We start from the raw sequence: 20,411 nt of genomic DNA on the forward strand, positions 1-20,411 counted from the left end.
TGAAGGTGAGCGCGGTCTCATGGGCGTACTGATTCCGGGTATCCGGCCGGAGAGCCGGAAAGCGGCCCGATCGTCTCCGGAACCGGTTCTGACCTGCGCGTCCGGCGAAAGCCGGAAGCTGCATCCGCCGGTCGGCGGCGGACAGGGTACTGCATGATCACGAAAATGAATGTGCAGCATGGGAATTCTGTCCGGATTCCAGTCGTTGTTTCCATCGGATGCAGGGCACCCGAAAGGGTGTCGCGACCTACTCAGCAAGGGAGCACGCATGGCAACCCGTGCCGTCGCCCGTCGTACGTCCACCACCACCGGTGGGACCGGCAGGGCAAGCAGTGTTCGCGCCGGGGGCGGGGAAATCGCCGACCGCGACCTGGTCGGCATGTACCTGGACGAGATCGCCCGCACACCGCTGCTCGACGCCGCCAAGGAAGTCGACCTCTCCCAGACCATCGAGGCGGGCGTCTACGCCCAGCAGATCCTCGACGGCGAGGTGGAGAGTGCCGCCGGTGACGCGAAGCGTGAGGAGCTGGAGGCGCTGGTCGCCGAGGGCGAGCGCGCCAAGGACATATTCATCCGTTCCAACCTCCGGCTCGTCGTCGCCGTGGCCCGCCGCTACCCGCGCGCGGGGCTCCCTCTGCTCGACCTGATCCAGGAGGGCAACGCGGGCCTGGTCCGCGCGGTGGAGAAGTTCGACTACGCCAAGGGCTTCAAGTTCTCCACGTACGCGACGTGGTGGATCCGGCAGGCCATCACCCGCTCGATCGCCGACCAGTCGCGCACGATCCGGCTCCCCGTCCACCTGGTGGAGGAGCTCGGCCGGATCCGCCGGGTGCAGCGCGAGTTCAACCGCGAGCACGGGCGCGACCCGGAGCACGCGGAGATCGCCGCCGAGCTCGACTCCAACGCCGAGCGCGTCGGCAACGTCCTGGACTGGGCCCGCGACCCGGTCAGCCTGAACATGTCCGTCGACGACGACGGCGACACTCAGTTCGGCGACCTGCTGGAGGACACCTCCGCCGTCTCGCCCGAGCAGTCGGTGATGACCCTGCTCCGCAGCGAGGAGCTGGAGGACCTGATCGGCAAGCTCGACAACAGGACCGCCTCGATCATCAAGATGCGGTACGGCATCGAGGACGGGCGTGAGCGGACCCTGACCGAAGTGGGCAAGCAGCACGGCCTCACCCGGGAGCGGATCCGCCAGATAGAGAAGCACGCACTGCTCGAATTGAAGAGAATGGCTCACGACACGGGCTTTGACGCTGCGGCGTGAGCCAATAACCCCGTAATCTCCCCATCAAGCCGGTTCGCACCGGCTGACCGACCGGTTTTTCGCCGGTCCCTGAGCTGAGCCCCGGCGCCCACCCCCCCCCGGCGTCGGGGCTCATCCCTGTTCCGGGCCCTGTTCCGGTCCTTGTTCCGGGCCGGAAGCCCGGTGCCGGCCCCCGGGCCGGGCGGCGCGGGTCAGCCGGGCCCCGAGACCCTCCAGGTACGCCACCAGCTCCGGCGGCTCCTTCACGGAGAACTCGCAGTCCACCAACGCCAGCCGCAGCGCCACCCACTCCAGCGAATCGGTGCACGAGGTCCGCAGCCGGCAGCCGCCCTCCCCGTCCGGCTCCGGCGCCCCGAGGTGCGCGGGCAGCCGCGCCGCCACGAACTCGGCCGGCCCGCCGAACCACACATCGAGGCACAGCTCCGGCTTCATCCGCCGCATCGACCGGGCCAGGAACCTCGCCGCGTCCCCACTGCCCGCATCACTCGCCGCGCCCTCCACGGGCAGCGGTCTCGGGACGAACCGGGCCCCGGTCGCGTACGGCTCACCGACCCGGTCCACCCGGAACGTACGCCAGTCCTCCCGGCCCAGGTCGTACGCCACCAGGTACCAGCGCTGCCCGGTGCTCACCAGCCGGTACGGCTCGACCTGCCGCTTCGTCCGGGTGCCGTCGCCGCTGCGGTACGCGAACCTCAGCCGCTCCCGCCCGGTGGCCGCCGAAGCCAGCGTCGTCAGGGTCCGCGGGTCGATGGTCGAACCGTCGCCCCGGGTCAGCGGCACGGTGGCGTTCTGGAGCGCGGAGACCCGGTGCCGCAGCCGCGAGGGAAGCACCTGCTCCAACTTCGCCAACGCCCGTACGGAGGCCTCGTCGACGCCCTCGATCGCGTGCCCGGCCCCGGCCCGCAGCCCCACCGCGATGGCCACCGCCTCCTCGTCGTCCAGCAGCAGGGGCGGCATGGCGGCGCCCGCCACCAGGCGGTAGCCGCCCACCGAGCCGCGCGAGGCCTCGACCGGGTAGCCCAGGTCGCGCAGCCGGTCGACATCGCGGCGGATCGTGCGCGGGCTGACGTCGAGCCGCTCGGCCAGCTCACCGCCCGGCCACTCGCGCGGGGTCTGGAGGAGCGACAGCAGTTTCAGCAGTCGTGCGGGGGTATCGGACATGGCTTCAGGGTGCCGGACCATCAGGTCATGGTCTGACCTAATGGCCGCCTACGTTCTTCCCATGCCTTCTTCCGCACCCCCGCCTCCCACGGCGTCGCACCTCGCACCGCCCACCCCGCCCGTACCGCCGGCACCGGTGAAGACGCCGGTCGCACCCGGGTCCGCCCCGGCGGACCGGCGTCGCTGGTTCGCGCTCGCCATCGTGATGACCGCGGCCTTCATGGACCTGGTCGACGTCACGATCGTCAACATCGCCATCCCCAGCATCCAGCGCGAGACCGAGGCATCGGTCTCCGCGATCCAGTGGATCACCGCCGGCTACGCCCTCGCGTTCGCGGCCGGGCTGATCACGGGCGGCCGGCTCGGCGACATCTACGGGCGCAAGCGGCTCTTCCTCATCGGCATCGGCGGATTCACGCTCGCCTCCGCTCTCTGCGGTCTCGCGGGCACCCCCGAGATACTGGTCGCCGCCCGCATCCTCCAGGGCGCCACGGCGGCCCTGATGGTGCCGCAGGTCCTCTCGATCGTGCACGCCACCTTCCCGGCCCACGAGCGCGGCAAGGTCTTCGGACTGTTCGGCGCGATCGTCGGGCTCGGCGCGGTCTCCGGCCCGCTGCTGGGCGCGCTGCTCACCGAGTGGGACCTCTTCGGGCTCGGCTGGCGGCCGATCTTCCTGATCAATCTGCCCGTCGGCATCGCCGGTCTGCTCCTCGGTGCGAAGTTCATCACCGAGTCCAAGGCTCCGAAGGCGGTCCGCCTCGACCTTCTCGGCGTCGCCCTGATCACCCTGGCGATGCTGATGCTCATCTACCCCCTCACCCGGGGACATGAGCTGGGCTGGCCGCTCTGGGGCCATCTGTCGATGGTGGGCAGTCTGTTCGTCTTCGGGGCGCTGGCCCTGAACCAGCGGCAGAAGACGCTGGCCAACGGCTCGCCGCTGATCGAGATGTCCCTGTTCCGGGTCAAGAGCTTCGCCGCGGGCATCGCCGTGCAGCTGACCTTCGGCGTCGGCCTCGGCATCTTCTTCCTGGTGTGGACCATGTACATGCAGATGGGGCTCGGCTGGAGCGTGCTGCGCGCCGGTACGACGGGCATCCCGTTCTCCGTCGCCGTCTCGGTGGCCGCCGGGATCTCCGTGCAGAAGCTGGTGCCCCGCTTCGGCCGCAAGGTCCTCCAGGCCGGTGCGCTTCTCATGATCGCCGGGCTGCTGATCTACCTCTGGGAGAGCGAGCACTACGGCATGGCCATCACGTCCTGGCAGATGGCCGTCCCGCTGGTGGTCATGGGCGCGGGGATGGGTCTGATCGTGGCTCCGCTGACCGACGCGGTGCTCTCCGACGTGCCCAAGGAGCACGCCGGTTCGGCGTCCGGGCTGATCAACACCGTGCAGCAGATGGGGACGGCGCTCGGCCTCGGCCTGGTGTCCGTCGTCTTCTACGGCGCGATCGGCGACCTGTCGGCCCCGCAGGCGGTCGGCCCGGCGTTCGTCGACGCCTTCCAGCAGTCGCTGTGGTGGGTGGCCGGGGTGCTCGCGGTGATCTTCCTGGTGATGTTCGCCCTGCCCGCCCGCCCGCGCGCCCACGTGGAGGGCGACCCGAACTGACCGCTGCGCGCGGCGGATCCGGGCGAGAGATCCGGTTCAGCAGATCCGGGGCGAGAGATCCGGTTCAGCAGATCCGGGTGCGGCTCTCCATGGCCGTACGGGCGGTGTCCTCGTCCTCGTACACCTCGCACATGTGGCGGCCGTCGGGCGTCGCCGTGTGCTCGACCTCCCACAGGCTGGTCTCGCTGCCGTCCAGCAGCAGGAACGCGTGCTCGTAGAGGGTGAATCCGGCCGTCCGGCCGTCGACGTGGCACTGCCGCCCGAAGATCTGGGTGATGTGGTGGGCGAAGGCGGACCGGAGCAGCCGCGCCTTCTGCTCGCCCGGCCGGTCGGCGTTCTCCGCGCGGCGCAGCACCCGGCGGGCGTGGTCCGCGGAGTTGTCCGGCGCGTACGTCCGGGGGAGCGGGGCCGGCGGGGCGGACATCAGGACCGTCAGCATCTCCAGATCGCCCTGCGCCTCCTGCGTCCCCTCGTCGCCGAAGACCGGGGAGTCGGAGAGGCTTCCGGCCAGCCGGGACGCCGCGATACGGGCGTCGCCCTCCTCGTCGTACAGCTCGTGCCGGCGCGGGGCCCGCACGTCCCGCCCTCCGCTGTGCACCAGCTCCCACAGCGTCAGGGCGGAGCCGTCGGCGAGGAGATACGTGTGGCGGTAGGTCTCGCGGTGCAGTACGGCACTGTGGTGCGACGAGTGCAGCGAACTGCTGTGGGCGAGCGCGGTGCCGAGCCGGTCGACCGTACTGTCGGGAAGGTCGAAGGAGTTGAGGGCGCGTCGCAGGAGTCGGTCGAGGTGGTGCTCGGTTGTCTCGTACGGATCGCTCAAGGTGGTGTCTCCAGGCCGTCGCCGCGTGTTACTTGATGCGTGCTTAACGTAGTCCCTGGGTCCGACATCGTGACCGGGGTTGGTAAAAACGTGGGGCGCACGCAGAAAGTTCCCCGCGTGTTCGTGGTGCATTTCGGGCGCTTGGGGTGAACTCCCGTGCGCAGAGGGCGAGTCGGTCGCCCGCACGCCCCTCGCTCACACCGCGCGCCCCCTCGGATCCTGTCGTTCTCGTCAGGCCCGGCCGCCGTACAGCTCCGTGTACGAGAGAAGCCTGCCGCCCGGCACCTCGGTGCTCCGGGCCGCGCGCACCGCCTTCACGATGGCCCGCGCCAGGACGTCGGCGCCCGCCGCCAGGATCTCGTTGACGGCGACCGGATCGCCCGACGGCACCGGCACCCGCCCGGTGGCGAGGGTGAACACGGTGTCCCCGTCGGTCAGCAGATGCACCGGGCGCACCGCGCGTGCCAGGCCGTCGTGCGCGGTGCCCGCCAGCTTCTGGGCCTGCGCCCGGGTCAGGTCCGCATCCGTGGCGACGACCGCGATCGTCGTGTTGAACGGCGGAACCCCGCCCCCTGCCTCCTCCGCCGCTTCCCGCTCCCGCGCCAGACGCCGCTCCGCCGCCGCGTGGACCTCGGCCGGAGGATGTGCCGGCGGCTCCCCGGCCCCGTACTCCCCGAACAGCACCCCGGTCCGGGGGTCGACCACCGAGCCCGCCGCGTTCACCGCGACGAGGGCGGCCACCGTGACCCCGGAGGCGAGGCGGGTGCTCGCCGTACCGATGCCGCCCTTCAGCTGCCCGGCCACCGCGCCGGTACCCGCGCCCACGCCGCCCTCGGCGACCGGCTCCCCGGGACCCGTGGCGGCCGCGGCCTCCACCGCCGCGCGGCCGGTCGACGCGTCGGGCCGGGCCCGCCAGTCGCCGCCCCGGCCGAGGTCGAAGAGGGCGGCGGCCGGAACGACCGGGACCACCTGCGTGGGGCCCGCGCCGACCCGGACGCCCCGGCCCTGCTCCTCCAGCCAGGCCATCACCCCGGACGCGGCGTCCAGCCCGTACGCACTGCCGCCCGTGAGGACGACGGCGTCGACCCGCTGCACCAGATTCCGCGGATCCAGCGCGTCCGTCTCCCGCGTACCCGGCCCGCCGCCCCGTACGTCCACGGCGGCCACGGCCCCTCCCTCGGGCGCCAGGACGACGGTCGTACCGCTCAACGCGTTCGCTCCGGCGGCCTCGGCGTGGCCGACGCGGATCCCGGCCACATCGGTCAGCGCGTCCAGCAGGGGCGGGAGGGCGGGGGTCCTGTCCTCGCGGGTCATGTGCGGCTCCTCCGGTCGGGATCGGGGCCCGCGGGGGAGCGCGGGCCGATGCGCCTCGAACGTACCGGCGGGCCGGGAGCGGTGCGCAAGGCCGCGCGCGAGCAGGGTGCCCGGACCCGGACCGGGCAAGGCGACCCTTGCGACTGTCCGGGCGACCCGCTCGCCCCCTCATCCCCTAATACGGTTTCCATCGGCCCAAACGGTCCTACGGTGGCCGGGTGACCGAGCCCTCAGAAGCCAGCGCAGCAGCCGAGCCCCACGCCCCCGACGGCGCTGCGGCCACGCCCCCGCCGCGATCGGCCCCCGGTCCGTCACCACCCGCGCCACGCTCGTCGGAGCGGCGGTCTCCGCCCTGCTGATCCTCGCGATCGTGCTCGGCAGCCGGATGCTCCGCACCTTCGACTCGGCCCTCCTTCCCTATGCCGTGGCCACGGTCTTCCTCGCCTTCGGCGTCACCTACCGGTACACCGTGTGGATCTCCGCCCCCGGCGCCCGACGCCTCTTCAAACAGGGCTGGCGCAGCTTCTTCTCGCCGGACAACTTCCGCCGGGCGCCCACCGCCCTGCCGAAGACGATCGCCACCTGTCTCGGCTTCCAGAAGTTCCTCGGCGCCTGCTCCGACGCCCGCTGGGCCGCCCACCAGCTGATCTTCTGGGGCTGCATCCTCGCCGCTCTGATCACCTTCCCGCTCACCTGGAGCTGGTTCACCTTCACCTCCGGCAGCGGCTCGGGCCCCGGCTACGAGATGCGGGTCTGGGGCTTCAAGATCCTCGGCTTCGACTCCCTCAACCTTCTCGGCTGGCTGATGTTCCACGGCCTGGACATCGCCGCCGTCCTCGTCATCCCCGGTGCCTCGTACTTCCTGTGGCGCCGGATGAAGGATCGCGGCGCCATCATCGGCCAGCGCTTCGCCTACGACCTGGTGCCGTTGATCGCGCTCATCGTCATCTCCGTGACGGGCCTGCTGCTCACCTTCTCCTCGGTCTTCCTGCGCGGCGGCGGCTACCAGTTCCTGGCGATCCTGCACATGGTGTCGGTGGTCTTCACCCTCATCTACATCCCGTTCGGCGAGTTCTTCCACATCGTCCAGCGCCCGGCCGCGGTCGGCATGCAGCTGTTCAAGTACACCGGCCGCAAGGACGACGAGGTGTTCGCCTGCCGCCGCTGCGAGGAACCCATCGACACCGGGCCCTACGTGGAGAACCTGCGCGGCACCATGCGCGACCTCCGGCTCGACTTCGACGCCTGGGCCGAGTACTGCCCGCGCTGCAAGCGGGTGCTGCGCGGCAGCGCTTACCTCTCCCACGTGAAGAAGGGCTTCAAGTGACCGCGGATCCGCGAGCTGCCGCCGACCGCCGCACCTTCATCCCCCTGGACCCATCGCTCGCCCCGCCCGGCACCCGCGCCTTCCGGGACGCCGGCGGCATCCCCCGGCCGGGCGACCGGCGCGGTGTCCACCGATGTGAACAACCCGGGCGGGCGGGCATGAGCGACACCCCGCACCCCGAGCAGCCGCTGCCGCCCCCGGGCAGCCACTACCCCACCTACCACCCGGGCAGCGCGGACCCCGAGCTGAACCGTCCCGTCCACGAGCGTTACCCGCAGATCCGCCCCACCAGCGGATACGGGGACCCCCGCATCCGGCACACCGGCCCGGGCCCCGGCGCGGGCACCGACCAGGACCCCGAGCGCTCCTCGAAGCTCACCGCCCGCCTCACCCTGGCCATGACCGTCGTCATCGGCCAGCTCTGGGGGCTGACGATCCTGATCGACGAGTGGATGGAGGGCAAGACCGGCACGGCCTGGTGGGGGGCAGGCTTCCTCGGTCTGTCGTTCCTGGTCGTGCTCGGCCTGTGGCTGCTCGATCCGAAGGACCGCTGAAGCCCGACGTCCGGCTCCACGGCGGCTCACACCTCGTGGCGAGCCGCCGTACCCTGGAGACATGAGTGCCGCCCCCGCCCCCCGACCGCGTGATGCGAAGCAGCCGCAGGAGCAGCCGCAGCAGGAACCGAAGCCCAAGCCGGTTCTGATCTTCGACGATCCGCTGGACCGGCAGTCCGCGGACGATACGGACCAGGGGTGGGGCGAGCGGCCTCTCACCGGCGGCAGCGCCGCGGACCTCGCGCGCTTCCTGGACGAGAAGCCGCCCCACCACATCTGAGCGGTTGCCCGGAGGGCTACCGGTCCTCGACCGGGCCCGTGGCACCCCCACCGGGGCCCTCGCCCGAGTCCGGCCCGAGCCGACCGGGCGCGCCACCGGTGCGCTGGGCGAGGAGCGCGTCGCGGATCTCCTTCAGCACCTCCAGCTCGCTCACCTCCATCGTCTCCTGCACGCCCTCCTTGGCGGCCTGCATCGCCGCCCGCCGGGCCAGATACTTGGCCATGGGCAGCACCATCAGGAAGTACACGACAGCAGCGGTGATCAGGAAGCTGAGGGTGGCGCTGAGCACCGAGCCCCACAGGATCTCGATCCCGTCCATCTCCCCGGTCTTCGGATCCGTCGTGCACGGGCCCTGGAGGCAGGAGCTGTAGTTGTCCAGGTCCTGGGTGCCGAACGCACCGACCAGGGGGTTGATGACGCCCTTGACGACCGCGTTCACGATGTTGGTGAACGCTGCGCCGATGACGACAGCCACCGCGAGGTCGATCACATTGCCGCGCGTCAGGAAGGCTTTGAAGCCCTCCAGCAGACTGACCTTCTTCTCGCTCACAGGTGAGCCTTCTTTCGCGTGTGCGGTCGGGGGAGCGAACTGCTCCGCCACCTAAGGCGGGTGAAGGCGACACTGTCCAATCCGCTCATTCCCACGGGTGACGTGAGAGGGCGTCAGTTCGCATCCGACACCGCCACGGCCAGTCGCCCCGAAGCGCCCGCGCCGAGCAGCGTCGTGGCCGTCGACCGCTCCACGGACAACACCACCAGCGCCCCGGTCCCCGCTTCACCGCCACCGCCCGCGGCATGGCCGCCCGGTCCGGCAGCCGCATGCGGCACCCTCGCCACGCGCGCCCCTCGGGCCACCACGCGCGCGCCGTCGTCGCCCGCAGCGCCGATCGCGATCACATCGACCCGGTCTCCCGGCCGTAGCAGCCGTACGGTCTCCGGATCCGCGATCCGGACCGGCGCGGAGACCAGCCGCCCGGACGACCGGCCGGCCCCCGGCGGAGCGTCCGGCGTGGCGGCAGCCCCTCCGTCGGCGCTGCTCAGGCCCGTGGTGGCCAGCGCGGCGCCCGCCAGCGCGAGCCCGGCAGCCGCCGCACGTCGTTGGCGGCGCAGCATCCGCCGCAGCCGGTGTGCGCCACCGCCCCGCACCCGCAGGGGCCCGAACGGCCCCACCCCGCTGGGCGCGGGCACCGGCGCGGGGAAAGAAGAGGTGGGCAGGGGCGAGGAGGAGGACAAGGGTGAGGACGTGGACGTGGACATGGCACCACCTGGGATCAGGGCGGACGAGCGCACGGGAAAGGGGAGTCCGGACCGGTTCGACCCGGCCGAACTCCCCTCACTTTCCACGGTTCCAGCAGATCCCGCTGCGGCCTGTGGACGGTCCCCGCACTGTGGACAACTCCGTCACCTGATCCGGTGAGGCCTGCCCTGTGACCCGGTGAGTCCCGCCCTGCTGCCGGCTACGGCAGCGCGATCCCCGTGTCGATCCCGTCCAGCGCGTGGGCGCAGGTGCAGTTGCGGCTCTCGTTCTCCGGCAGCCCGGCCACCGCGTCGAACAGCACCGAGCGCAGCCGGTCCACATTGGCCGCGAACACCTGGAGCACCTCCTCGTGCGAGACGCCCTCGCCCGCCTCGGCCCCCGCGTCCAGGTCGGTCACCAGGGTCATCGTGGTGTAGCAGAGACCCAGCTCCCGGGCCAGGACCGCCTCGGGGTGCCCGGTCATGCCCACGACGGACCAGCCCATCGCCGCGTGCCAGCGCGATTCCGCGCGGGTCGAGAAGCGGGGCCCCTCGACGACCACCAGGGTGCCGCCGTCCACCGGCTCCCAGTCGCGTCCGCGGGCCGCCGCCAGCGCGGCCTTCCGGCCCTCGGGGCAGTACGGGTCGGCGAAGCCCAGGTGGGCGACGTTCGGTACGGTCCCGTCGGCCCGGGGCTCACCGTCGTAATAGGTCTGTACGCGGGTCTTGGTGCGGTCCACCAGCTGGTCGGGAACGAGCAGGGTGCCCGGCCCGAACTCCGGCCGCAGCCCGCCCACCGCGCACGGCCCGAGCACCTGCCGGACCCCGACGGAGCGCAGCGCCCACAGGTTGGCCCGGTAGTTGATGCGGTGCGGCGGCAGATGGTGGCCGCGTCCGTGGCGGGGCAGGAAGGCCACTCGCCGCCCGCCGAGCTCACCGAGGAAGACCGAATCGCTCGGCTTTCCGTAAGGGGTGTCCACGGAGACCTCGGTGACGTCCTCCAGGAAGGAGTAGAAGCCCGAGCCGCCGATGACACCGATCTCCGCGGAACCCTCGGTACCTGCCGTACCCGTACCGGAGCCCGTTTCCGTATGTGCGTTCGCCATGCGGTCACCGTATCCGGAGGAGCGTTTCCCGGGGCGGACGCCCGGACCCCGCCGAGTGGTCTCGGCGGGGTCCGGGGAAAGCAGATGGGGCGTACGCGGGCTCAGGCGGCCGACGTACCGCTCGACGAGGCCGGCGCGGAGGCCGACGACGAGGAGGAGCCGGACGAAGAGGACGACGCCGATGCGCTCGCCTTCGTGTCCGAACCCGACGACGAGGACGACGCGGAGTCGGACGACTTCGAGGTCGTCGACGCCGGCGTGCTGCTCGACGAGGAGCCACGGCTGTCGTTCCGGTAGAAGCCGGAACCCTTGAAGACGATGCCGACCGCGGAGAACACCTTCTTGAGGCGTCCGTCGCAGCTCGGGCACACGGTCAGGGCATCATCGGTGAACTTCTGCACCGCCTCGAGGCCCTCGCCGCACTCGGTGCACTGGTACTGATAGGTCGGCACTTGCTCCTCCTGGCACTCTCACTCAATGAGTGCTAACGACGCTCCATACTGACGTATTCCGTTGAATCAGTCCACCGTGACCGGCTCGCGGTGACCGATCCCACGTGCCACGGTGAGTCCCGAGGACCGGGGGGTCAGCCGTGAGCGCAGGGCCAGCAGGGTCACCAGAGCCAGCGCGGTCCCGGCCAGGGGCACCAGGAATCCGGTGCTCGCACCATGGGCGTCGGCGAGTTGCCCCGCCACGGTCACGGCCGCGGCCTGTCCGAGCGCCACCGCGCCCGTCAGCCAGGTGAAGGCCTCGGTACGGGCGGTGGCGGGCACCAGCGACTCGACCAGGGTGTAGCCGCTGATCAGCGCCGGGGCGATGCAGAGGCCGACCAGCAGGCCGAGCCCGGCCAGCAGCGGAACCGAGTGGACGGCCCACAGGCCGGACGCGGTCAGGGTCAGCGCCACGTACCCGACGATCAGCCGGCGGCGCGGGCTGCTCTTCCAGGCGATGGCGCCGCAGGCGATGCCGGCCAGCATGTTTCCCGCGGCGAAGATGCCGTAGAGGACACCGTTGACGCCGGGGTGGCCGATCTCCTCCGAGAACGCGGTCAGCGAAACCTGCATGCCGCCGAAGACCGCACCGATGCCCAGGAAGGTGATGGCCAGGACGCGCACGCCCGGTACGGAGAGCGCCGAGGCGTGCGGTTCGGCCGCGGTGGCCGCGTTGCGAGGGGCGGGCTGGGTGGCGCGCTGCGCGGCGAAGAGCAGGCCGCCGACCAGAGTCAGGGCGGCTTCCGTGATCAGGCCGGCCGCCGGGTGCACGCCGGTGCACAGCGCGGTCGCGATCACCGGGCCCAGGACGAACGTGAACTCGTCCGTCACCGACTCGAACGCGGCGGCGGTGGACATCAGCGGGGAGGCGGGCCGGTCGGGGGTCGCCCCCAGGAGCGCCGCCCAGCGGGCCCGCACCATGGGGCCGATCTGCGGGATCGAGGCGCCGGTCGGCACGGCGGCGGCGAACAGCGCCCACAGGGGCGCGTCGGCCAGCGCCAGGACGGTCAGGGCGCTCACCGAGACGGCGTGGAGGAGAACCCCGGGCAGCAGGACGGAACGCTGGCCGAAGCGGTCGGCGAGTTTGCCGCTCTGCGGGGCGAACAGCGCCATGGAGACGCCGGAGACCGCCGCGACGGCGCCCGCGCTGCCGTACGAGCCGGTCGTGTGCTGCACGAGGAGGACGATGCCGATGGTCAGCATCGCGAAGGGCTGCCGTGCGGCGAAGCCCGGGAGGAGGAAGGTCCACGCACCGGGGGTGCGCAGCAGTTGCCCGTATCCGGGGCGGTCGGAGACCGTGGTTGCCACGGTCCTTGCCTTTCTGCCGCCTGGTAGCCCTGCTTCCCGGCGCCCTTGTGGGGCAAGCCGGACGGAAGCGGCCGAGAGCTGTCCTCTTCGCGCGGAACTGCGGTAGATGCCGGGCGACTCGCTGCAAGCGGCGAAGAAACGCCGGGCGAAGAGACACCACGACCGCCATACGGTCGCGCCAGCTCTGCTTCAGACAGAGTTGGTCGATCAGGTTTGCCTTCATGGTACAGGTAGAAATCCCTGTGCGCCTGTGATCTGCGGACAGGGCTCCCGTTTCAGCCTGTGATCTGCGACGCCTTCTCAGGGGCGCGTCTTCGCGCCGCTTCCGTTGGCACCGGCGTGGGCACTCGCGCCGGCCCCGCCGAGCTTCTTGGCCAGCTTCATGGCCTGTGGAATGGCGGATCCGCCCTGGGGGCCCGTTGTGCCGGGCGTGCCGGAAGCGGGCGGTCCGCCCGTGCCCAGCCAGCCGGCCAGCTTGCCGCCCTCGGCGACCGCTCGCAGGCGGTCCTCCGCCCGGTCGCGCACCGGATCGGTGGCCACCACCAGCAACTCGTCCCCGCGCCGCAGCACCGTCGCCGGCGACGGCACGAAGCTCTTGTTCTCCCGGACCACCAGCGTGACCGCGGCGCCGGCCGGGAGGCGGAGCTCGTCGACCTCAACGCCGTGCATCTTCGACTTCGCGGGGATGGCGACCGACAGCAGGTGGCCGCGCAGCCGTTCCAGCGGGGCCGACTCGATGCCCAGGTCGTCGGCCTCGGCCGGATCGTCGGCGATGTTCAGCTTGTTCGCGACCCAGGGCAGCGTCGGGCCCTGGATCAGCGTGTAGACGATGACCAGGACGAAGACGATGTTGAAGATTCTCGTACTGCCTGCCACGCCGGACACCATCGGGATGGTCGCCAGGACGATGGGCACGGCCCCGCGCAGTCCGGCCCAGGACATGAGGACCTTCTCGCGGGCCGGGATCCGGAACGGCGCGAGGCTGAGGAAGACGGACAGCGGTCGGGCCACCATGGTCAGCACCAGGCCCACGACGACGGCGGGCCAGAAGTCGTCGACCAGGTCGTGCGGGGAGACGAGGAGGCCGAGCAGCACGAACATGCCGATCTGGGCCAGCCAGCCGAGCCCGTCGGCGAAACCGCGGGTGGCGGGCCAGTGCGGCAGCTTGGAGTTGCCGAGGATCATCGCGGCCAGGTAGACGGCGAGGAACCCGCTGCCGTGGGCCATGGCGCCCGCGGCGTACGCGGAGACGGCGATGGCCATCACGGCGATCGGGTAGAGGCCGGAGGCGGGCAGCGCCACGTGCCGCAGCCCCAGGGAGCCCAGCCAGCCCACGGTGATGCCGATCGCGGCGCCGATGACCAGCTCCATGGCGATCTCGCCGACCAGGACGTACCAGTGCTCGACCGGTCCGACCGCGGAGAGCGCGACGACCATGATGACGACGGGAGCGTCGTTGAAGCCGGACTCGGCCTCCAGGACACCGGTGATCCGGGGTGGCAACGGCACTTTGCGCAGGACGGAGAAGACGGCCGCGGCATCCGTGGAGGAGACGACCGCGCCGATGATCAGGGCCTGGCGCCAGTCGAGGCCGACGAGATAGTGCGCGGCCGAGGCGGTGATGCCCACGCTGATGGCGACGCCGACGGTCGAGACCACCGCGGCGGCGGGCAGGACGGGGCGGACCTCTTTCCACTTCGCTCCGAGCCCGCCCTCGGCCAGGATGACGACCAGGGCGGCGTAGCCGATCACCTGCGTCAGCTCGGCGTTGTCGAACTTGACGTCGAAGATGCCGTCCTGGCCCAGGGCGATCCCGATGCCGAGATACAGGAGCAGGCTGGGGAGCCCGCTGCGCGAGGAGATCCGTACCGCCGCCACGGCGACGAGCAGGACGAGCGAGCAGACGAGCAGGAGTTCGTTGAGCGCGTGGACAGTCAGGGTCCGTTCCTTCCCTGCGTGCGCCTGCCGGATCGTCCTCCGGCAGCCAGTTACTTCGTTACCTTACCTAATCGTTTACGATTCCTTGACGGCTTCGAGTGTTCGTGCGAGGAAGACGCAAATGGATGCATCCCTATACCGCGTCCGAGTGGCTTCTCCGCTGCGCCTATGGTTGCTCCTGCACTCCCAGGACCACCCTGCCCCTCGAAGGACAGCGATGCCCGCCAACACAACCGCCTCTTCCGGCCCTTCCGACGCGAAGAAGCCCGGCAGGAAGAAGGGGCGACGCGCCCGCCTGATCGTGCTCGTCCTGGTGCTGGCGCTCGTCGCGGGTGTCGGGTACGGGGCGTACTGGTCCGTGTCCACCGTGCGGGCCTCGTACCCGCAGACCACCGGCTCGATGACGCTCGAGGGCCTCAGCGGCGACGTCGAGGTCAAACGTGACTCCTACGGGATTCCGCAGATCTACGCGGACTCCGACGCCGACCTCTTCCGCGCCCAGGGCTTCGTCCAGGCCCAGGACCGCTTCTGGGAGATGGACGTCCGGCGGCACATGACGTCCGGCCGGCTCTCCGAGATGTTCGGTTCCGGCCAGGTGGAGACCGATTCCTTCCTGCGGACGCTCGGCTGGCGGCAGGTGGCGCAGAAGGAGTACGACGAGGTCCTCGACGAGAGCACCAAGAAGAACCTCCAGTCGTACGCGGAGGGCGTCAACGCGTATCTGAAGGGCAAGGAAGGCCGGGACATCTCGGTCGAGTACGCGGCGCTGGGCTTCACCAACGACTACAAGCCCGGCGAGTGGACCCCGGTCGACTCGGTGGCCTGGCTCAAGGCGATGGCCTGGGACCTGCGCGGCAACATGCAGGACGAGATCGACCGTTCGCTGCTGAACAGCCGCCTCGACAAGGACCAGATCGAGGACCTGTACCCCGGCTACCCGTACAAGAAGAACAGGCCGATCGTCGAGCAGGGCGCGATCTCCCCGGTCACGGGCAAGTTCGACCCCGAGGCGACCCCGTCGGACAACATCGGCTCCACGACCCCCGAGGGCGCCACCGAGGGCCTGAACACACAGCTCTCCGCCCTCTCCGACACCCTCGACGAGATCCCGGCGCTGCTCGGCCCCAACGGCAACGGCATCGGCTCGAACTCCTGGGTCGTCGACGGCAAGCACACGACGTCCGGCAAGGCGCTGCTCGCGAACGACCCGCACCTCGCGCCGATGCTGCCCTCCCTCTGGTACCAGATGGGGCTGCACTGCCGGGAGCTTTCCAAGACCTGCCAGTACGACACGGCCGGCTACACGTTCTCCGGCATGCCCGGTGTGATCATCGGCCACAACCAGGACATCACCTGGGGCCTCACCAACCTGGGCGCCGACGTCACCGACCTCTTCCTGGAGAAGGTCTCCGGCGACGGCTATCTGTACGACGGCGAGACCAAGCCGTTCAAGACCCGCGAGGAGACCATCAAGGTCGCCGGCGGCAGGGACCGGACGATCACCGTCCGCGAGACGAACAACGGCCCCCTGGTCTCCGACCGCAGCAAGGAACTGGACAAGGTCGGCCAGAAGGCGCCCGTGAGCAATGCCGCACCCGACCGGGCCGACGGCTACGCGGTGGCGCTGAAGTGGACCGCGCTGGAGCCCGGCAAGTCCATGGACGCGGTCTTCGCGCTCAACCGGGCCAAGGACTTCGACACCTTCCGGAAGGCCGCCGAGTACTTCGAGGTCCCCTCGCAGAACCTCATCTACGCCGACGTCGAGGGCAACATCGGCTACCAGGCGCCCGGCAAGATCCCGGTCCGCTCCGAGGGCTACGACGGCACGGCCCCGGCCCCGGGCTGGGACCCGAAGTACGCGTGGAAGGGCTACATCCCCTTCGACGAGCTGCCCTACGAGTACAACCCGGACCGCGGCTACATCGTCACCGCCAACCAGGCCGTCATCGACGAGAAGAAGTACCCCCACCTCCTGACCAAGGACTGGGGCTACGGTGCCCGCAGCCAGCGGATCAACGACCTCCTCGCCCAGAAGATCAAGGGCGGCGAGAAGGTGTCGACCGATGACATGCAGAAGATGCAGATGGACAACTTCAGCGAGATCGCCGCGCTCCTGGTGCCCGAGCTGAAGAAGATCAACATCTCCGACCCGAGCGTCCGCGAGGCCCAGAAGCTGCTGGACGGCTGGGACTACACCCAGGAGCCCGACTCGGCCGCCGCCGCGTACTTCAACGGCGTCTGGCGCAACATCCTGAAGCTCGCCTTCGGCAACAAGCTCCCCAAGGAGATGCGGGTCGAGGGCGACTGCCTCAATGTGCCTCCGGCCAAGAACAGCGGCCCGGTGGACCAGCAGAAGAAGCTCGTCCGCGAGTGCGGCCAGCGCGACGGCGACACCGCGCAGCCGGACGGCGGCGACCGCTGGTTCCAGGTGGTCCGCGACATCATGGACGACCCGGACAACGAGTGGTGGAAGGCCCCCGCCCGGGGCCGTGAGGACGCCCTGGAGAGCCGGGACGACCTCTTCGCCCGGGCGATGGAGGACGCGCGCTGGGAGCTGACGGCCAAGCTCGGCAAGAACATCTCCACCTGGAGCTGGGGCCGGCTGCACCGCCTGACGCTGAAGAACCAGACGCTCGGCACCGAAGGCCCCGGCCTGCTCCAGCGGGCCCTCAACCGCGGCCCCTGGAACCTCGGCGGCGGCGAAGCGGCGGTCAACGCCACCGGCTGGAACGCGGCGAGCGGCTACGAGGTCGTCTGGGTGCCGTCGATGCGGATGGTCGTCAACGTGGGGGACTGGGACAAGTCCCGCTGGATCAACCTCAGCGGGGCCTCCGGGCACGCGTTCAACGCGCACTACACCGACCAGACCGACAAGTGGGTCGACGGGGAACTGCTCGACTGGTCCTTCGGGACGGAAGCGGTCGACGCGTCCACCGTCGACACGCTGACGCTGAAACCGTAGGAATCGCCAGGAGCACCCGTCAGAAAGCCCCTGTGAGCTGAGCTCACTCGTGAGCCCACAGGGGCTTTCCCCGTCTCAGGGGTTCAGGCGCCGGTGAGGGGTTCAGGATGCGAAGCGCCGCGCCCCGGCCGGTGTGACCACGGCGTCCACGGGGTGGTCGTGCGGCTCCGAGGGGACGCGCGCGACCACCTCGTCGTCGTACAGGAGCACGACGAGCGCCGGGTGCGCCCCGGCGGCCGTCAGCCGGGCCAGCACCCGGTCGTAACTGCCGCCGCCCCGCCCCAGCCGCATCCCGGCCCCGTCCACCGCCAGGCCGGGCAGCAGCACGGTGTCGGCGTCCAGGACGGCGTCGGGGCCCAGGCGCGGGCCGTCCGGCTCCAGGAGCCCCCGCCCGGCCGGCAGCAGGTGCTCCGGGCCCTCGTAGGCCGCCCAGTCCAGATCGTTGTCGGGCAGGAGCACCGGCAGCAGCACCCGCACGCCACGCCCGCGCAGCGCTTCCAGAAGCGCACGGGTGGCCGGCTCGCGACCCACGGAGACATACGCGGCGACCGTACGGGCGTCAGCCAGTTCGGGGAGTCCCAGGGCGGCGGCGGCGAGAACCGCGGCGGCCCGGACCGCGTCCTCCTTCGTCAGAAGGGCCCGTGCGGCGAGCAGTTCGCGCCGCAGTGAGCTCTTCGCGGACGCCTTGCCGGACTTGTCGGTGTTCAATAGAGACTCGCACGATTCTCGTATGGGCATATTTAAGGACGAAGTTAACCGGAATATCAGCTTCCGGCCGTGTGCAGCCGTTAAGGTCGGCACATGACTCAGTCGCCCTCCAGGATCAGCAAGGCCGTCATCCCGGCAGCAGGTCTCGGCACCCGGTTCCTGCCCGCCACGAAGGCCACTCCGAAGGAGATGCTGCCTGTCGTCGACAAGCCGGCCATCCAGTATGTCGTCGAGGAGGCCGTGGCCGCGGGACTCTCCGACGTACTGATGATCACCGGTCGCAACAAGCGTCCCCTTGAGGACCACTTCGACCGCAACTACGAGCTGGAGTCCGCGCTCACCCGCAAGGGCGACGCCGAACGCCTCGCCAAGGTCCAGGAGTCCAGCGACCTCGCCACCATGCACTACGTCCGGCAGGGCGACCCCCGAGGCCTCGGACACGCCGTGCTGTGCGCCGCCCCGCACGTGGGCGACCAGCCCTTCGCGGTGCTGCTCGGCGACGACCTGATCGACCCGCGCGACGCGCTGCTGGCCCGGATGGTCGAGGTCCAGGAGCGTGAGGGCGGCAGTGTCATCGCGCTGATGGAGGTCGACCCCTCGCAGGTCCACCTCTACGGCTGCGCCGCCGCGGACGCCACCGTCGACAGCGACGTGGTCCGCATCACCGACCTGGTCGAGAAACCGGACCCGGCCGACGCCCCCAGCAACCTCGCCATCATCGGCCGGTACGTCCTGGACCCCGCGGTCTTCGACATACTGCGACACACCGAGCCGGGCCGCGGTGGCGAGATCCAGCTCACCGACGCGCTCCAGCTCCTCGCGGCCGACGAGAAGATCGGCGGCCCCGTGCACGGCGTCGTCTTCAAGGGCCGCCGCTATGACACCGGCGACCGCAGCGACTATCTGCGCGCCATTGTCAGACTGGCGTGCGAACGTGAAGACCTGGGGCCGGACTTCCGGACCTGGCTGCGCAAGTACGTCGCTGAGGAGATGTAACCCCGTGAGCAGCACGATCTGGTCGGTCGACGAACACCTGGACGACATCCTCGCCGCGGTGCGGCCGCTGGAGCCCATCGAGCTGCAGCTGCCGGACGCCCAGGGCTGTGTGCTCGTCAAGGACGTCGTCGTTGAGGTGGCCCTGCCGCCGTTCGACAACAGCTCCATGGACGGTTACGCGGTCCGGATCGCCGATGTCGAGGGCGCCAGCGAGGAGTTCCCCGCGGTCCTCACCGTCATCGGCGACGTCGCCGCGGGCAGCGCGGGGCTCGCCGACGACCAGGTCGTAGGACCGGGACAGGCCGCCCGCATCATGACGGGCGCCCCGCTGCCCGCCGGTGCGGAGGCCGTCGTCCCGGTCGAATGGACGGACGGCGGTACGGGCGAGGGCCCGGCCGAGGGGATGCGCGCCCACGCCGACGCGCCGGAGGGCGCCACCGGCGAGGTCAGGGTGCACCGGCCGGTCGTCGCCGGCGCCCATGTGCGCGAGCGAGGCAGCGACGTCAAGCCGGGCGATCTGGCGCTGGCCGCCGGCTCGGTCGTCGGCCCGCCGCAGATCGGGCTGCTCGCGGCGATCGGCTGCTCCACCGTGGTCGTACGGCCCCGCCCCCGCGTCGTCGTCCTGTCCACCGGCAGCGAACTGATCCAGCCCGGCGAGACGCTGACGGGCGGCCAGATCTACGACTCCAACAGCTTCGCGCTGACGGCCGCGGCCCGGGACGCCGGAGCCATCGCCTACCGGGTCGGCGCGGTCGCCGACGACGCCGAGACGCTGCGCGCCACGATCGAGGACCAGCTGATCCGCGCGGACATCGTCGTCACCACGGGCGGCGTCAGCGTCGGTGCGTACGACGTCGTCAAGGAGGCGCTGTCCTCCGTCGGCGACGAGGACGAGCCGGGCAGCGGGATCGAGTTCCGTAAGCTCGCCATGCAGCCGGGCAAGCCGCAGGGCTTCGGCTCGATCGGCCCGGACCACACGCCGCTGCTGGCCCTGCCGGGCAACCCGGTCTCCAGCTACGTCTCCTTCGAGTTGTTCGTCCGCCCCGCCATCCGCGCCCTGATGGGCCTCACCGATGTGCACCGCCCCACGGCCCGCGCCGAGCTGCGCGCCGACAAGGCGCTCACCTCGCCGGAAGGCCGCCGCCAGTTCCTGCGCGGCCGTTACGACGCGGAGGCGGGCACGGTCACTCCGGTCGGCGGTTCCGGATCGCATCTGATCGCGGCGCTGGCCCAGGCCGACGCGCTGATCGTGGTGCCCGAGGACGTCACCTCGGTCGAACCCGGCACGGAGACGGACGTGATCCTGCTCCGCTGACCGCCGCCCGGTGGCGGTACGG

At 70.9% G+C, this 20,411-nt stretch carries 18 protein-coding genes; 8 read left to right on the forward strand and 10 right to left on the reverse strand.

Annotation, left to right across the window (positions count from 1 at the left end; all coding sequences use genetic code 11):
• Positions 1 to 268: 268 nt before the first annotated feature.
• Positions 269 to 1,270, forward strand: a complete 1,002-nt coding sequence (locus tag AC0VY3_RS03515; protein ID WP_103508188.1) for a sigma-70 family RNA polymerase sigma factor — start codon at positions 269 to 271, stop codon at positions 1,268 to 1,270.
• A gap of 111 nt (positions 1,271 to 1,381) precedes the next feature.
• On the opposite strand, the gene AC0VY3_RS03520 is transcribed toward AC0VY3_RS03515, so the two are convergent.
• Positions 1,382 to 2,431 carry a helix-turn-helix transcriptional regulator gene (locus AC0VY3_RS03520; protein ID WP_475548907.1) on the reverse strand — a complete coding sequence of 350 codons (1,050 nt, stop codon included), beginning with the start codon at positions 2,429 to 2,431 and terminating at the stop codon, positions 1,382 to 1,384.
• Between the two features lie 61 nt (positions 2,432 to 2,492).
• On the opposite strand from AC0VY3_RS03520, the gene AC0VY3_RS03525 reads away from it, so the two are divergent.
• Complete coding sequence (locus AC0VY3_RS03525; protein ID WP_103508193.1) at positions 2,493 to 4,034, forward strand: MFS transporter; 1,542 nt, start codon at positions 2,493 to 2,495, stop codon at positions 4,032 to 4,034.
• Positions 4,035 to 4,098: 64 nt separating this feature from the next.
• Here AC0VY3_RS03525 and AC0VY3_RS03530 read toward each other — a convergent pair whose 3' ends face one another.
• Positions 4,099 to 4,854 carry a DUF6227 family protein gene (locus AC0VY3_RS03530; RefSeq protein ID WP_103508190.1) on the reverse strand — a complete coding sequence of 252 codons (756 nt, stop codon included), beginning with the start codon at positions 4,852 to 4,854 and terminating at the stop codon, positions 4,099 to 4,101.
• A gap of 231 nt (positions 4,855 to 5,085) precedes the next feature.
• Entirely contained in the window at positions 5,086 to 6,168 is a 1,083-nt protein-coding gene (locus AC0VY3_RS03535) for a P1 family peptidase (RefSeq protein WP_475548908.1), read from the reverse strand.
• A 385-nt stretch (positions 6,169 to 6,553) separates the two neighbouring features.
• Here AC0VY3_RS03535 and AC0VY3_RS03540 point away from each other — a divergent pair, with 385 nt between their 5' ends.
• The 3 genes from AC0VY3_RS03540 to AC0VY3_RS03550 all read left to right on the forward strand — a co-directional run bounded on the left by AC0VY3_RS03540 (position 6,554) and on the right by AC0VY3_RS03550 (position 8,329).
• A complete protein-coding gene (locus tag AC0VY3_RS03540) occupies positions 6,554 to 7,495 on the forward strand; it encodes an MFS transporter (protein ID WP_475551631.1) in 942 nt (313 codons plus the stop codon).
• Between the two features lie 158 nt (positions 7,496 to 7,653).
• Positions 7,654 to 8,049 (forward strand): hypothetical protein, encoded by a 396-nt coding sequence (locus tag AC0VY3_RS03545; protein ID WP_103508174.1) that lies wholly within the window; start codon positions 7,654 to 7,656, stop codon positions 8,047 to 8,049.
• Positions 8,050 to 8,110: 61 nt separating this feature from the next.
• The gene (locus AC0VY3_RS03550) at positions 8,111 to 8,329 is read left to right on the forward strand and encodes a hypothetical protein (RefSeq protein WP_103508173.1); all 219 of its coding nucleotides are present in this window, start codon (positions 8,111 to 8,113) and stop codon (positions 8,327 to 8,329) included.
• 16 nt (positions 8,330 to 8,345) lie between these two features.
• Here the strand turns inward: AC0VY3_RS03550 and AC0VY3_RS03555 are convergent, their stop codons facing one another.
• The 6 genes from AC0VY3_RS03555 to AC0VY3_RS03580 all read right to left on the reverse strand — a co-directional run bounded on the left by AC0VY3_RS03555 (position 8,346) and on the right by AC0VY3_RS03580 (position 14,348).
• The gene (locus AC0VY3_RS03555) at positions 8,346 to 8,879 is read right to left on the reverse strand and encodes a large conductance mechanosensitive channel protein MscL (RefSeq protein WP_103508172.1); all 534 of its coding nucleotides are present in this window, start codon (positions 8,877 to 8,879) and stop codon (positions 8,346 to 8,348) included.
• Positions 8,880 to 8,992: 113 nt separating this feature from the next.
• Complete coding sequence (locus AC0VY3_RS03560) at positions 8,993 to 9,586, reverse strand: hypothetical protein (RefSeq protein ID WP_475548909.1); 594 nt, start codon at positions 9,584 to 9,586, stop codon at positions 8,993 to 8,995.
• A gap of 200 nt (positions 9,587 to 9,786) precedes the next feature.
• On the reverse strand, positions 9,787 to 10,671 hold the full coding sequence (locus AC0VY3_RS03565; RefSeq protein WP_475548910.1) for an S-methyl-5'-thioadenosine phosphorylase: 885 nt from the start codon (positions 10,669 to 10,671) through the stop codon (positions 9,787 to 9,789).
• Positions 10,672 to 10,772: 101 nt separating this feature from the next.
• Positions 10,773 to 11,123 carry an FmdB family zinc ribbon protein gene (locus tag AC0VY3_RS03570; protein WP_030078544.1) on the reverse strand — a complete coding sequence of 117 codons (351 nt, stop codon included), beginning with the start codon at positions 11,121 to 11,123 and terminating at the stop codon, positions 10,773 to 10,775.
• 66 nt (positions 11,124 to 11,189) lie between these two features.
• On the reverse strand, positions 11,190 to 12,470 hold the full coding sequence (locus tag AC0VY3_RS03575; protein ID WP_103511281.1) for an MFS transporter: 1,281 nt from the start codon (positions 12,468 to 12,470) through the stop codon (positions 11,190 to 11,192).
• A 300-nt stretch (positions 12,471 to 12,770) separates the two neighbouring features.
• The gene (locus AC0VY3_RS03580) at positions 12,771 to 14,348 is read right to left on the reverse strand and encodes a potassium/proton antiporter (protein WP_374935514.1); all 1,578 of its coding nucleotides are present in this window, start codon (positions 14,346 to 14,348) and stop codon (positions 12,771 to 12,773) included.
• 277 nt (positions 14,349 to 14,625) lie between these two features.
• Between AC0VY3_RS03580 and AC0VY3_RS03585 the strand changes: the two genes are divergently transcribed.
• Positions 14,626 to 17,370 (forward strand): penicillin acylase family protein, encoded by a 2,745-nt coding sequence (locus AC0VY3_RS03585; protein ID WP_103511283.1) that lies wholly within the window; start codon positions 14,626 to 14,628, stop codon positions 17,368 to 17,370.
• Between the two features lie 102 nt (positions 17,371 to 17,472).
• Here AC0VY3_RS03585 and AC0VY3_RS03590 read toward each other — a convergent pair whose 3' ends face one another.
• Positions 17,473 to 18,078, reverse strand: a complete 606-nt coding sequence (locus tag AC0VY3_RS03590) for a 5-formyltetrahydrofolate cyclo-ligase (protein WP_103511284.1) — start codon at positions 18,076 to 18,078, stop codon at positions 17,473 to 17,475.
• Between the two features lie 93 nt (positions 18,079 to 18,171).
• Here AC0VY3_RS03590 and galU point away from each other — a divergent pair, with 93 nt between their 5' ends.
• On the forward strand, positions 18,172 to 19,074 hold the full coding sequence (galU, locus tag AC0VY3_RS03595) for a UTP--glucose-1-phosphate uridylyltransferase GalU (protein WP_103511285.1): 903 nt from the start codon (positions 18,172 to 18,174) through the stop codon (positions 19,072 to 19,074).
• A gap of 4 nt (positions 19,075 to 19,078) precedes the next feature.
• Positions 19,079 to 20,389: a molybdotransferase-like divisome protein Glp gene (gene glp, locus AC0VY3_RS03600; RefSeq protein ID WP_218526069.1), complete on the forward strand. Its 1,311-nt coding sequence runs from the start codon at positions 19,079 to 19,081 to the stop codon at positions 20,387 to 20,389.
• Positions 20,390 to 20,411 lie beyond the last annotated feature (22 nt).

Source organism: Streptomyces sp. iso_384, from assembly GCF_056172905.1.